Source organism: uncultured Sphingomonas sp., assembly GCF_937871615.1.
In the GTDB taxonomy this organism is placed as follows: domain Bacteria; phylum Pseudomonadota; class Alphaproteobacteria; order Sphingomonadales; family Sphingomonadaceae; genus Sphingomonas.
Genome location: NZ_CALMPA010000063.1, coordinates 1 through 13332 on the forward strand (window position 1 = coordinate 1; position 13332 = coordinate 13332).

Below are 13332 nucleotides of genomic sequence, written 5' to 3' on the forward strand. Positions count from 1 at the left end.
TTCTATGCCCACCCCACCAAACCGTCAAACACTTTTTGCAATTTTATTTCCTAAAACGGGAAAATGTTTATAAATCTGATTGTTACACGGAGAAAAGCGGTCCGTCGCTCGCGAATCGCCCGAACGGACCCGACGGAACCTGCTTGATGAGACCAATGCTGCCATCTCGCTCACGCACCGGCATCATGGATGGAGTTGCGCCGCCAGCGCTTGCGCCGCTTTTACGTACGCGGGGCCGCCGCACACCGTCCATGATTGCGGGAGACGCAGGCGATGGATCGACCGCAGCAACGGGTGCTGCAACAACTCGGTCCCGAGATCGCTGACCTGCTCGCTGCCGGTTTCGACGATAAGATAATCGGGCCGCGCGCGCGCCATTTCCTCCAGCCCGACCCGCGCGAGCGGCGGCTTGTGAAGACGCGCGGCGAGATTGCGCAACCCCACGCGCCGCATCAGATCGTCGATCAGCGTACCCGTGCCGGTGAGGAAACCGCGCCGCTGATAATAAGCGGCGATAGCGCCCTTCCCCGCATCGCGCGACACCCGCCGCAACGCGGCGTTCATCCGCGCGATCAACGCCTCGCCACGCGCCGGATGGCCGACCGCCTTCGCCACCGCGCGCACCTGTTCGACGATCTCCGCGTAATTCGCCGCCGGTTCGAGATCGAGTGTCGCGATATCGCGACCGCGCAACTGCGCCATCGTCGTGCGACGGCGGAACGGGGCGGCGATGACAAGATCAGGACGCAGCGCCAGCACGTCCTCAGCCGAGCCACGGGTGAACGGAACGCCGCGCGCGGCCACCGCCGCTGCCGACATCTCGGGATCGCGCGCGAACTGCGTCAGCGCGGCGATCTGGCTCCGGTCGGCGAGCGCGAGCAGATATTGGTCGGCGCACAGATTGAGCGAAACGATGCGCTGTGGCGGACGCGCGGGCGGCAGCGACGCCCCGATAAGGGTGAACAGCAACGGCAAGGCGAGCAGGCGGCGCATCACCCTGCCCCTTTGCCTTTCGCGCGGGTTTCGCGCTAGGCGGTTCGCGCCCCGGCGCGCATCTCGCCGCCGGATTTCATCGCTCATCGACGCGAGGCTGCCCGAACGTGACCCGCCGCTGGCTATGGCCCGCACTGATCCTGCTCACGATCGCCGCCGCCGCGCTGGGCGTTGGCATCGGCAGCACCTCCATCCCGCCCGCGCGCGCGTTCGCCGCGCTGGCGGGGCACGGCGATCCGATCGAGCGCGCCATCCTGATCGAGCTGCGCCTGCCGCGCGCCATCCTCGGGCTGGCGGTGGGCGCGATGCTTGGCCTCAGCGGCGCGGCGTTGCAGGGATTTCTGCGCAACCCGCTCGCCGAACCATCGGTGCTCGGCGCATCCAATGGCGCGGCGCTGGGCGCGGTGATCGCGCTCTATTTCGGGCTGATGCAATGGCATTCCGCCGCGCTGCCGGTGATGGCGATCCTCGGCGCGCTGACCGCGCTCGCCTTGCTGTTCGCGCTGGCCGGTCGATCCGAAAGCCCGCTCACGCTGATCCTCGCCGGGATCGCGGTGGCGACCCTGGCGGGCGCGGGGATCAGCCTCGCGCTCAACCTGGCCCCCAATCCATTCGCCGCGATCGAGATCATGACCTGGCTGCTCGGCAGCCTTGAGGATCGTTCGTTTGAACACGTCCTGCTCGCGCTGCCGTGCATCGCGATCGGCGCGATGCTCCTCGCCGGGCAGGGACGCGCGCTCGACGCGCTGACACTGGGCGAAGACGGCGCGATGGCGCTGGGCATGGATCTGCGCCGCACCCGCGCGCGCCTGCTGCTCGGCGTGGCGATCGGCGTCGGCGGCGCGGTTGCCGTCTCCGGCGCGATCGGCTTTGTCGGCCTGATCGTGCCGCATCTGATCCGCCCGTTCACCGATCGCAGCCCGTCCGCCGTTTTATGGCCGAGCGCGCTGGCCGGCGCCGCGCTGCTGACGCTGGCGGACGTTGCGGTGCGGGTGATCCCCAGCACCAACGAATTGAAGCTCGGCGTCGTCACCGCCTTTCTCGGCGTGCCGGTGTTCCTCGCCCATCTGATGCGGGAGCGCCGGCTGTGGTGAGCATCGTCGCGACAAACCTCTCCGTTACGCTCGGCGGCAGAGCGGCGGTGCGCGATCTTTCGGCGCAACTCGAAGGCGGGCGGCTCATCGGCATCCTCGGCCCCAATGGCGCGGGCAAATCGACGCTGATCCGCGCCTTGCTCGGCCTGTTGCCGCATGATGGCACGGTGATGATCGACGGCGAACCGCGCGACACGATGGCGCGCGCGGCGATCGCGCGCCGCATCGCCTATCTGCCGCAGGGGCAGACGCTGCATTGGCCGCTGACGGTGGAACGGCTGGTTGCGCTCGGTCGGCTGCCGCACCTCGCCCCCTTCTCCCGCCTGACCGAGGCGGATCGCGCCGCGATCAACCGCGCGATGCAGCGCGCCGAGGTGTCGGGCCTCGCCACCCGTGTCGCGACCGAGCTTTCCGGCGGGGAACGCGCCCGCGCGCTGCTTGCCCGCGCGCTCGCCGTCGAGGCACCCGCGCTGATCGTCGACGAGCCGCTCGCCAGCCTCGATCCCGCGCATCAGATCGAGGGGATGGAATTGCTGCGCGCCGAGGCGGAGGGCGGCGCGCTGGTGGTGGCGGTGCTCCACGATCTCACGCTCGCCACGCGCTTTTGCGATCGCGTGCTGGTGATGAACGAGGGCACGCTCGTAGCCGATGGCGCGCCGCGCGCGGTGCTGACGGCTGAGTTGCTCGCCGAGGTCTATGGCATTTCCGCCTTTTTCGGCGATGCGGCCAATCCCATGCTGGTTCCGCTCGATCGCGTGCGCTGAGGATTTCCCGCCACACCTTCGGCGGATCGTTCCGACCGTGGCACAATAGCGGTTTGTCCCCCCATCCGCTTTCGGATATGCGCTGCGGCGAGCGGGCTGCTGCCCGTTCAACGATCGCGCCGGTGCCCTGAGAGGGGCTTGAAAGGGAATGCGGTGCGGGAAGGTCAACCTTCCCCAATCCGTAGCTGCCCCTGCAACTGTAAGCGGTGAGCGCGATGCACATGCGCAGGGGCGAGATGCCCCGCGCGGCCACTGGGGAAACCTGGGAAGGCGTGCATCGCCGTGACGACCCGCGAGCCAGGAGACCTGCCAGCGCCGTCGCTCATGTCTCGCGTCCAGGGGGTGACGTGGGCACGGAGATTGATCCGTTCGAGCGACATGAAGCCGCGCGGCCAGGGGCCGCAAACGGCGCATGTGGCTCGGGCAATGCGTTCGCCCCTGCCCCATGCGCCGGCGTCCGTTCGTTCCGATCGGACGGCCCCGCCGCGTCTCTTGGACGGACGCAGGGATTTGAAGCATGAATATCGTTACCAGGGCCGCGCTGCTGGCCAGCACCATCGCATTGCCGGGCATCGCGCTCGCGCAGCCCGATCAGCCTGCCGCGCCCGACGGCGAAAAGGTCACCAACACCGTGATTGTCACCGCATCGCGTGGCGACGACGGGATTTCCACCGCGACGCTCGGTTCGTCGGCCACGGTGATAACCGCGCTCGATCTTCAGGATCGGCAGACCGTCATCATATCCGATGTGCTGCGCGATGTTCCCGGCGTCTCGGTCAACCGCACCGGCGCGGTCGGCGGGATGACCGACGTGCGCATTCGCGGCGCGGAGGCCAATCACACGCTTGTGCTGATCGACGGAATCGAGGCGGCCGATCCCTATTTCGGACAATATGATTTCGCCACGCTCACCGCCGATCCCGGTGCGCGGATCGAGGTGCTGCGCGGTGAGCAGAGCGCGCTTTACGGCTCCGACGCGATCGGCGGGGTAATCAACTACATCACCGCCAGCGGGCGTGAGATGCCGGGCTTCGCGGCGCGGATCGAAGGCGGCTCGTTCAACACCGTCGATGGCGCGGTGCGCGGCGCCGGCGTGGTGGGCGATCTCGATTACGCGCTGGGCGGCTCCTATTCGGGGATCGGCGGCTATGTCGTCGCGCCGGGCGGATCGCGCCGCATCGGATCGAAGATCGGCACGCTCAACGGCAAGTTCGGTTATGAGGCGGGCGCGATCGCGCTGCGCGCCGTGGTGCGATACAATCACACCGACGCCGATCTGAACAATCAGGATTATCTCCTCACCGGCAACGCGATCGATTCGGGCGGCAGCTATGTGAACGACACGCTCTATGCGCTGGTCGGTGCGCGCCTCACCGCCGCAGACGGACGCTGGGTGACCGACCTCAGCGGGCAACTCACCGACGCGCAGCGCCGCTATTTCGATGACAGTCACAACGAAACCAGTGGCGACAATGGCCGCCGCCACAAGGCGTCACTCGTCTCCACGCTGAAGCTGGGCGACGGCAATATCGTCCACGCCCTCACCGCCGCCGCCGATTACGAGCGCGAGGAATATCGCGGCACGGCCACCTACATCACCGGCCCGAACCCGTACCAGCACACCGACAATTGGGGCATCGTCGGCCAGTACCAACTCACAATCAACGACCGGCTCGGGCTGGGCGGCGCGGTGCGCCACGATTTCAACAATCGCTTTCAGGATTCCACCACCTGGCACGCGCAGGCCAGCTATCGCTTCGATAGCGGCACGCGGCTCCATGCCGCGGGGGGATCGGGCGTGAAGGCGCCGACCTTCTTCGAGCTATATGGCTATTCCCCCTCCAGCGGGTTCGTCGGCAACCCGAAGGTGAGGCCTGAGCGTTCGACCGGCTGGGAAGCGGGCGTCGAGCAATCGTTCCTCGACGGCCATGCGCGGATCGACGTGACCTATTTCAACGCCAAACTGCGTGACATGATCGTCACCGTCTACGGCCCGTACAGCGTGAAGAACGCGCCGGGCACCACCCCGCATCAGGGCGTCGAGGTGTCGGCGAATTTCGTGCTGCCCGCCGGTTTCCGCTTCGACGGATCCTATACCTATCTCGATGCGAAGGATGATCTCGGGGCCGAGCTTCAGCGGCGACCGAAGCATATCGGCAGCGCCAATCTGGCGTGGCGCGCGCCGGATGATCGCTTCGGCGCGGCGGTGACGATGCGCTATAACGGCAAGGCGCGCGACACCAATTTCGCAACCTACGCGGTCGAGACGCTCAACGCCTATACGCTGGTGAACCTGAACGCCGATGTGGCGCTTACCCGCGGCTTGTCGCTCTATGGCCGGATCGAAAATCTGTTCGATACCGATTATCGCGAGACGATCGGCTTCCGCACGCCGGGGCGCGCGGCTTACGCCGGCGTCCGCGCCCGCTTCTGACGCGGGGGACGCGCGGCGTGGAGTTCCGCTCCACGCCGCGCGCACCTCATATCAGCCGAGCCTGCGCAGCCAGTTATAGGGATCGGGCGCCCGACCGCGCTGGATCGCGGTGAGTTGCTCAAGGAAGCGCCGGGTCGTCTGCCCCATGCCGCCAGAGCCGATCTGAAACGAATAATCGGGGCCGGAAACCTGCCCGATCGGCGTGACCACCGCCGCGGTGCCGCAGGCGAAGGCCTCCACGATCCGGCCGCTTTGCGCATCCGCGCGCCACTGCTCGATGCCGTAAAGCTCCTCGCGGACCGTCAGTCCCTGATCGCGCGCGATTCTGATGATCGAATCGCGGGTGATGCCGGGCAGGATCGTCCCGGTCAGCGGCGGAGTGCCGACCGAGCCGTCATCGAACACGAAGAAGATGTTCATGCCGCCCAGTTCCTCGATCCAGCGGCGCTCCGCCGCGTCGAGGAACACCACCTGATCGCAGCCGCGGCGGATCGCCTCCGCCTGCGCGACGAGGCTGGTGGCGTAATTGCCGCCACATTTGGCCGCGCCCGTGCCGCCGGGCGCGGCACGCGTATAATCATGGCTGACCCACAGCGAGATCGGCTTCACCCCGCCCTTCCAATAGGAGCCGACCGACGAGGCGAGCACCATGTAGAGATACTGAGCCGACGGCTTCACGCCGAGAAACGCCTCGCTCGCGATCATGAACGGGCGCAGATAGAGCGAGCCGCCCTCCACCGTCGGAATCCATTCGCGATCGGCGCGGACCAGCGCCTCGATCGAACCGAGGAAAATCTCGTCGGGAAGCTCCGGCATCGCCAGCCGGCGCGCGGAATCGCGAAAACGCTGCGCATTGGCTTCGGGGCGGAACAGTGCCGACGCGCCATCCTCCATGCGATAAGCCTTCAGCCCCTCGAATATCTCCTGCGCATAATGCAGCACCGCGGTGGCCGGGTCGATCGACAGTGGCGCGCGCGCCGTGACCTTGGCATCGTGCCAGCCCTTTTCCTGCGACCAGTGCACGATCGCCATGTGATCGGTATGGACACGGCCGAATACCGGATCGGCGATCCGTGCGATACGCTCGGCTGCCGGCACAAGATTGGGGTTCGGCTCAAACGCGAAGTTCAAAAACAGCCTCCTGTCGATCCCGCGCGAAGAACGGCGCGGTTGGCGGTTGCGATCGGGTAAAGCCGATGGCAATGCCGGTCAACATGGCGGCCTCGACCCAAATCGCATCCCCACTTTTCCTGCGCGAACCGGAAATCCGGCGCGGGCTGGAACTGCTTTATTTCGGCAACAGCCATGTCACACGGTCGATCGACCAGGGGCTTGCGCAACAGGGGCTGGGCCGCGCGCATCACCGCGCGCTCTATTTCATCGCGCGGCGACCGAACATGCCGGTGAGCGATCTGCTGGCGCTGCTGGCGATCACCAAGCAATCGCTGGGCCGCGTGCTCAACGAGCTTATGGAGCGCGGGCTGGTTGAAAGCCGCCCCGGAGAACGCGATCGGCGCCAGCGGCTCCTGCGCCTCACCGACGCGGGGGTCGCGCTGGAGAACAATCTTTACGAGGCGCTGCGCGAAAAGCTGTCGAGCGCCTATTCCAAGGCGGGACAGGAAGCGGTGACCGGATTCTGGGCCGTGCTGGAAGGGCTGATCCCGGATGAGGAACGCCCGCGCATCGAAGCGTTGCGGCGCTGAACCTCCGCTGTCAGCCGCGCACGGCGGCTGCCATTTCCTCCCCGCGCGCGGCGGCGGCGGCAAGCGTTTCGCGCAGCAGGCGGTTGAGCGCATCGCCATCATCAAGCACGTTTAGCCCGGCGCGCGTCATCCCGCCGGGGCTGGCCACCGCATCGGCGAGCGCAGCGGGTGAGCGATCCTCCGCCTCGGCAAGCGCCGCCGCCCCACGCACCGTCGCCAGCGCAAGCCGCGTGGCGTCCGCCTCGGGCAGGCCCATCGCCATCCCTGCGCGCGCCATCGCGTCGATGAAGCGGAACAGATAGGCCGGCCCGCACCCCGAAAGCGTGGCCGCCGCGGAATATACCGCGCCCTCGGCCCAGATCACCGCGCCCAGCGGCGCGAGCAACCTGTCGACCCTGGCCCGTGCAGATGCATCGGCGGACGGCGCGTTCACCACGCACACACCCTGCCCAAGCGAGACCGGCAGATTGGGCATCACCGGCACGGGCACGGGGCCGGGAAAGGCGCGCGCCAGCACCACTTCATCCACGCCGGCGAGAATCGACAACAGCATCGGCACGTCGCGAAGCCCATCGGCATATCGCGCCGAGACTTCCGCAAGCTGCTGCGGCTTCACCCCCAGCACGACGATATCCGGAAGATCGCCAGCCGGCAGATCACGCCACTGGCGCACCCCGCCGGGAAGCGCGCGATCGCCGCGGTTGACGACATCCACCGCCTCCGCCCGCACGATGCCGCTGTCGATCCAGCGCGCAAGCATCGCCCCGGCCATATTGCCGCAGCCGATCAGCCACATCCGCATCACGCTTCGCCCTGCGTCTCGATCAATGCGGCCGCGATCGCCTCGCGCGGGGTTTTTCCGCCCCACAGCACGAACTGGAACACGGGATAGAAACGTTCGCATTCGTCGATCGCGGTTTCGACCAGCAGCTCGGTCGCGCCCAGCGACATGATCTGTTCGCCATCCTCATCGCCATCCACCACCATCGCGTGGCGATAAAGCAGGATGCCGCTGGACGACCATAGTTCGAAATGGCCGACCCACATCTGCTCGTTGACCAGCGCCAGCGCCTCGTGGATCGGCGTGCGGCGCTCCTCCGCGATCTTCACATCCGGGAAGCACAGGAACTGGAGGACGCTATCCTCCTCGCGCCACAGCGCGCGCACCTCATATTCGGTCCAGCTTCCCTTGACGGTCGCGCTGATTTCGTCGTCATGCCTCTCACAGGGCCAGCCGTGCGCGGTGAAATAGCGCTCCAGCATGTCCAGCGGGGCCGCCGCCTCATGATCGTCTTCGGCTTCGTCAAGCATCATCACGTCCCTATCGCACGAAGGCCGCCGCGGACGCAAAGCCCGCGACGGCCAATCGCGCGAAAACTGTAATCGGCTGGCGGGCGAGGGAGCCCGGAAAAGGCCTCAGCCCTTGTTCTTGCCTTGCGCCGCTTCGAGCTTGTCGAGCCGCGCCTTCAGCGCATCCGCCTCGTCGCGCGCGGCGACGGCCATCGCCTTCACCGCCTCGAATTCGTCGCGGCTCACGAAATCCAGCCCGCCGATCCATTCGCGCGCACGATCGCGCGCGCCGGCCTGCGCCTCGCGCCCCATCCCGGCGACCGTGCCCGCGGCACCGTTCACCAGCTTTACGAAATCATCGAATATCCGATTTTCGGACTGCATCAAAATCACCTTCCGGCTGAAACTCAGCCAAATACCTGGGAGGTATGCGCGCCCGGCACAAGTGTTTCCGCACCGGGATTGAGCTGCCCGATGCGCCAGGTGAGCACCCCCGCGAAGCTTACCCATATCAGATAAGGCAGCATCAGCCACGCCGCGAGCGAGCGAATCCGCGCGAACAGGACGGTCGCGGTGATCGCCAGCAACAGCAGCGCGATCAGATCGAGCAGCGCGAGCGAGATATCGTGCTTGCCGAAAAACAGCGGCGTCCAGATCAGATTGAGCGCGAATTGCGCCATGAACAACCCGATCGCCAGCCAGCGCGCCCGCGCGCCGCGCGCATGGAGGATCATCGCCAGTGCCAGCCCGATCAGCACATAGAGCGCGGCCCAGGCAAGCGGGAACATCCAGTCTGGCGGGGTCAGTCCGGGCTTCGCAAGCGCCTGATACCATGAACTGTCGGAGCCTGCCGGCACGCTGCGCCCGGAAAGGAACCCCAGCAACAATATCATGGGAACGGTAATCACCGCCCAACGCAGAAATGACATGCGCAACTGCGCCCTAGACGCCAACCCTCCCACGGTGCCTCCCTGTTTCTATATGGCCCGGCGTACCTGCCGCGCGGCATGAAGCGCGTAAACCATTTATCGACGCGGGCGATCGCCGGAATGCGTCAATCCCGGACAGCGGCGATCAGGAATTCGACATTGCCCTCGGGGCCGGTGATCGGGCTGCGCTCGATCCCCAGCACGCGCCAGCCGCGCCCGGCGAACCACGCCGCGACCTCATCGCAGACCCGCGCATGGATCGCGGGATCGCGCACCACGCCGCCCTTCCCCACTTCCTCGCGCCCCGCCTCGAACTGCGGCTTGATGAGCGCCAGCGCGCGCGCATCGGGTGCTGCGAAGCCGAGCGGCACGTCAAGCACCTTCGCCAGCGAGATGAAGCTCGCATCGCATACGATCAGGTCGATCGGCTCGGGGATATGCGCCGCGGTCAGGATGCGCGCGCTGGTTTGCTCATGGACGATGACGCGATCGTCCTGCCGCAGCTTCCACGCGAGTTGGTTGGTGCCGCTATCCACGGCATAGACCCGCGCGGCGCCCCGCGTCAGCAGCACATCGGTGAAGCCGCCAGTGGAGGAGCCGACGTCGATCGCCACCGCGCCGGCCACGTCCCAGCCGAAGTGATCGAGCCCGTGGGCGAGCTTGATCCCCCCGCGCGACACCCAGGGGTGATCCCGCCCGCGCACGTCCAGCGCCGCATCGGCGGCCAGTTGCTGCCCCGGCTTGTCCACCTTGCGATCGGCGGTGAACACCAACCCCGCCATGATGAGCGCCTGCGCACGCGTGCGCGATTCGGCGAGCCCGCGATCGACGAGCAATTGATCCGCACGCACCTTTGCCATGCCCCGCTATCGCCGCTCGATCGGTTCGTCGCAACCCGCCTTCCACCGGGCGCGCGCGATCGCGCACGTTATTGCCCATGGATTTAGTAGGAATATATTGAGATCAGAGGTCGCGGGCTGGCTGTGCCCTAGAATGGCCGCCCGCGGCCTCGCCCACACCGCGAAGGATTATGATTCGTCCGATTCGCTTTGCGCCGCCGCACGCTCCCGCGCCGCCCGCATCCGCCGCCACAGCGACAGATTGAAGCATCCGAGCGCGACGGCCATCAGCACCGTCGCGAGGATCACCTTGGTCCAGCCGCTCACGCCAGCGCGCCCAGCGCCCCGGCCTCGTTCCACCGCAGCGCCTTCAGCACCGTATCGACGATATGATCGGCATCGAGCCCAGCCTCGGCATATTGCGCCTCCGGCTTGTCCTGATCCTGAAACGCATCGGGCAGCCGCATCGTGCGCAGCTTCAGCCCGCCGTCGATCAGCCCGGCGTCGGACGCCAGCGTCAGCACGTGTGCGCCCAGCCCGCCGACCGCGCCTTCCTCGATCGTCACCGCGACCTCATGCGTGGTGAGGAGGCGACGGATCAGTTCCTCGTCGAGCGGCTTGGCGAAGCGCAGATCGGTCACCGTGGTCGAAAGGCCCTTCGCCTCCAGCACGTCCGCCGCCTTCAGCGCCTCGGCCAGCCGCGTGCCGAGCGACAGGATCGCCACCGTCTTGCCCTCGCGCACCACGCGGCCCTTGCCGATCGTCAGCAATTCCGGCGTTTCGGGCAGAGCCACGCCGGTGCCATTGCCGCGCGGATAGCGCACCGCGATCGGCCCGCTGTCATGCTCGACGCAGGTGTGGACCATATGGACCAGTTCCGCCTCGTCGGCGGCGGCCATCACCACGAAATTGGGCAGTGACGCCAGATAGGTGATGTCGAAGCTGCCGGCATGGGTCGCGCCATCCGCGCCGACCAGCCCGGCGCGATCAATCGCGAATCGCACCGGAAGATTCTGGATCGCCACATCGTGCACGACCTGATCGTAAGCGCGCTGGAGGAAGGTGGAATAGATCGCGCAGAACGGGCGCATCCCCTGCGCGGCAAGGCCGGCGGCGAAGGTGACCGCGTGCTGCTCGGCGATGCCCACGTCGAACGCGCGATCGGGATGCCGCCTGGCGAATCGGTCAACGCCCGTGCCGGACGGCATGGCGGCGGTGATCGCGCAGATGCGCGGATCGCGATCGGCCTCATCGGCCAGCGCATCGCCGAACACATTCTGGTAAGATGGCGGCCCCGGCGGTGCCTTGGCCTGCGCGCCGGTGATTACATCGAACCGCTGCACGCCATGATATTTGTCCGCCGCCGCTTCCGCCGGAGCATAGCCCTTGCCCTTCTTGGTCACGACATGGACGAGGATCGGCCCTTCCTTCGCGTCGCGCACATTCTCCAGCACCGGGATCAGGTGATCGAGGTTGTGCCCGTCGATCGGGCCGACATAGTAAAAGCCGAGTTCCTCGAACAAGGTGCCGCCCATCGTCATGCCGCGGGCGAATTCATCGGTCTTGCGCGCGGCATTGTGGAACGGGCGCGGCAGCTTGCGCGCGATGCGCTTCATCACCTCGCGCAACGACAGGAACTCGCGGCTGGAAGCGATGCGCGACAGATAGGCCGAAAGCCCGCCGACCGGCGGCGCGATCGACATGTCATTATCGTTGAGGATCACGATCAGCCGGTTGCCGGCGGCCTCGGCGTTGTTCATCGCCTCATAGGCCATGCCGGCGGACATCGCGCCATCGCCGATCACGGCGATCCCCTTGCCCGGCGTGCCAGCGAGCTTGTTGGCGATCGCGAAGCCCAGCGCCGCCGAGATCGACGTGGAGGAGTGTGCCGCGCCGAACGGGTCATATTCGCTCTCGCTGCGCTTGGTGAAGCCGGAAAGCCCGCCGCCCTGCCGAAGCGTGCGGATGCGATCGCGCCGCCCGGTCAGGATCTTGTGCGGATAGCATTGATGCCCGACATCCCAGATCAGCCGGTCGCGCGGCGTATCGAAGACATAGTGGATCGCGGTGGTCAGCTCGACCACGCCAAGGCCCGAACCAAGGTGCCCGCCGGTTTCACCAACCGCGGAGATGGTTTCCGCGCGCAATTCGTCGGCCAGTTGCCGCAATCGTTCGGGCGGCAGCCGGCGCAGGTCGCCCGGCGTCGCGATCGTATCGAGCAACGGCGTTTCGGGAAGATCGGTCATCCGGCGCTCCTACTCCACGCGAAAACCGGTGTCGATTGCGACAGTTGGCGGATCAATCCGCCGCCCGCGCGCATTCCGCGCACACCCCGCGCACCTCGATCACCGGGCGCACCGGCGAGAAACCCGCGCCTTCCGCCGCCCGGCGCACCGCGCGGGTGAGCTGGTCGTCATCGAGATGGGTGGTCTGCCCGCACGAATCGCACACCAGGAATATGCAATCGTGCTGACAATCCGGATGCGCGTTCGCGACATAAGCGTTCGCGCTTTCCACGCGCCGCGCGAGATTCGCGCCGACGAACAGATCGAGGATGCGATAGATGCTGTTGGCTGCGATCCGGCGGCCTTCGCGCTTCGACACCGCATCGGCGATGTCATAGGCGGACGCGGGCTTGTCGAATCCGGCAAGCGCGCCGAACACGCTGGCGCGCATCGCGGTCCATTGTTCGCCGGAACGCTCCAGCGTGTGCTGCGCTGCGAGCGCCAGGTCGTCGCCCTGTGGCTCGTGATGGTGGTGGACATGGCCGGGCATGATGCAAAAATAGGCTCACCCGCCGCGCGGGACAAGCCGCCCGTCGCGTCAGTTTTCCGCGCGGCGATTCAGATCATGGCCGAATGCGAGAATGCCGACGCCGATCACCGTCCACAAAGCCTCGGCATGGCCGCCGTCATGCGGCAGCGTCATCGCGCCGGCCATGATGCCGAGCCCCAGCGACCCCATCGCCAGCGGCATAAGATAGCCATGGTGCAGCACCCCGCGCCCAAGCGCGAACGCGCCCAGCCCGATCGCGATCGCAAGCCCCACTTCGTGGAAGATCGGATTGCCGAGCATACCGCCGACGGTGGAAAGCATCGCCACCAGCACCGCGCTTGCCAGACAATGCACAACGCACAGCCCCGACAGCGCGATCGCCAGCCGATCGAGCGTTCCCAGATAACCAAGGCGAGTCGCGGAATTCATCCGGCGCCGCATGTAGCGTGGCCGGCGTGACGTTACAATATCACATCGCTCAAAAAGCCGTGCGTGCCGTCGCGGTCGCCAC

15 protein-coding genes and 1 riboswitch are annotated in these 13332 nt (G+C 66.8%); of the genes, 4 read left to right on the forward strand and 11 right to left on the reverse strand.

What is annotated here, in order from left to right:
- Positions 1–183: 183 nt before the first annotated feature.
- A complete protein-coding gene (locus tag Q0316_RS17070) occupies positions 184–993 on the reverse strand; it encodes an ABC transporter substrate-binding protein (protein WP_298674504.1) in 810 nt (269 codons plus the stop codon).
- 107 nt (positions 994–1100) lie between these two features.
- Here Q0316_RS17070 and Q0316_RS17075 point away from each other — a divergent pair, with 107 nt between their 5' ends.
- From Q0316_RS17075 to Q0316_RS17085, 3 genes are all read left to right on the forward strand, one after another.
- Entirely contained in the window at positions 1101–2087 is a 987-nt protein-coding gene (locus Q0316_RS17075) for an iron ABC transporter permease (RefSeq protein ID WP_298674505.1), read from the forward strand.
- On the forward strand, positions 2081–2851 hold the full coding sequence (locus Q0316_RS17080) for an ABC transporter ATP-binding protein (protein WP_298674506.1): 771 nt from the start codon (positions 2081–2083) through the stop codon (positions 2849–2851). The genes Q0316_RS17075 and Q0316_RS17080 overlap by 7 nt, the downstream gene beginning before the upstream one ends.
- 103 nt (positions 2852–2954) lie before the next feature.
- A riboswitch (cobalamin riboswitch) is annotated at positions 2955–3180 on the forward strand.
- Positions 3181–3368: 188 nt separating this feature from the next.
- The gene (locus tag Q0316_RS17085) at positions 3369–5285 is read left to right on the forward strand and encodes a TonB-dependent siderophore receptor (RefSeq protein ID WP_298674507.1); all 1917 of its coding nucleotides are present in this window, start codon (positions 3369–3371) and stop codon (positions 5283–5285) included.
- Positions 5286–5336: 51 nt separating this feature from the next.
- Here Q0316_RS17085 and Q0316_RS17090 read toward each other — a convergent pair whose 3' ends face one another.
- Positions 5337–6416 (reverse strand): branched-chain amino acid aminotransferase, encoded by a 1080-nt coding sequence (locus Q0316_RS17090; RefSeq protein ID WP_298674508.1) that lies wholly within the window; start codon positions 6414–6416, stop codon positions 5337–5339.
- A gap of 65 nt (positions 6417–6481) precedes the next feature.
- On the opposite strand from Q0316_RS17090, the gene Q0316_RS17095 reads away from it, so the two are divergent.
- The gene (locus tag Q0316_RS17095) at positions 6482–6988 is read left to right on the forward strand and encodes a helix-turn-helix domain-containing protein (protein ID WP_298674509.1); all 507 of its coding nucleotides are present in this window, start codon (positions 6482–6484) and stop codon (positions 6986–6988) included.
- Between the two features lie 10 nt (positions 6989–6998).
- Here Q0316_RS17095 and Q0316_RS17100 read toward each other — a convergent pair whose 3' ends face one another.
- From Q0316_RS17100 to Q0316_RS17140, 9 genes are all read right to left on the reverse strand, one after another.
- Positions 6999–7790 carry a pyrroline-5-carboxylate reductase dimerization domain-containing protein gene (locus Q0316_RS17100; RefSeq protein WP_298674599.1) on the reverse strand — a complete coding sequence of 264 codons (792 nt, stop codon included), beginning with the start codon at positions 7788–7790 and terminating at the stop codon, positions 6999–7001.
- The gene (locus tag Q0316_RS17105; protein WP_298674510.1) at positions 7790–8302 is read right to left on the reverse strand and encodes a YbjN domain-containing protein; all 513 of its coding nucleotides are present in this window, start codon (positions 8300–8302) and stop codon (positions 7790–7792) included. Before Q0316_RS17105 ends, Q0316_RS17100 begins: the two co-directional genes overlap by 1 nt.
- Before the next feature lie 102 nt (positions 8303–8404).
- Positions 8405–8662 (reverse strand): accessory factor UbiK family protein, encoded by a 258-nt coding sequence (locus Q0316_RS17110; protein WP_298674511.1) that lies wholly within the window; start codon positions 8660–8662, stop codon positions 8405–8407.
- 23 nt (positions 8663–8685) lie between these two features.
- Positions 8686–9207, reverse strand: coding sequence for a TspO/MBR family protein (locus Q0316_RS17115; RefSeq protein ID WP_298674512.1), 522 nt, complete (start codon positions 9205–9207; stop codon positions 8686–8688).
- A gap of 125 nt (positions 9208–9332) precedes the next feature.
- Positions 9333–10067 carry a TlyA family RNA methyltransferase gene (locus Q0316_RS17120; protein ID WP_298674513.1) on the reverse strand — a complete coding sequence of 245 codons (735 nt, stop codon included), beginning with the start codon at positions 10065–10067 and terminating at the stop codon, positions 9333–9335.
- Positions 10068–10235: 168 nt separating this feature from the next.
- Positions 10236–10373: a hypothetical protein gene (locus tag Q0316_RS17125; protein WP_298674514.1), complete on the reverse strand. Its 138-nt coding sequence runs from the start codon at positions 10371–10373 to the stop codon at positions 10236–10238.
- Entirely contained in the window at positions 10370–12292 is a 1923-nt protein-coding gene (dxs, locus tag Q0316_RS17130) for a 1-deoxy-D-xylulose-5-phosphate synthase (RefSeq protein ID WP_298674515.1), read from the reverse strand. Before dxs ends, Q0316_RS17125 begins: the two co-directional genes overlap by 4 nt.
- A gap of 52 nt (positions 12293–12344) precedes the next feature.
- A complete protein-coding gene (locus Q0316_RS17135) occupies positions 12345–12821 on the reverse strand; it encodes a Fur family transcriptional regulator (protein WP_298674516.1) in 477 nt (158 codons plus the stop codon).
- 48 nt (positions 12822–12869) lie between these two features.
- Positions 12870–13250, reverse strand: coding sequence for a MerC domain-containing protein (locus tag Q0316_RS17140; RefSeq protein ID WP_298674517.1), 381 nt, complete (start codon positions 13248–13250; stop codon positions 12870–12872).
- Between the last annotated feature and the right edge of the window lie 82 nt (positions 13251–13332).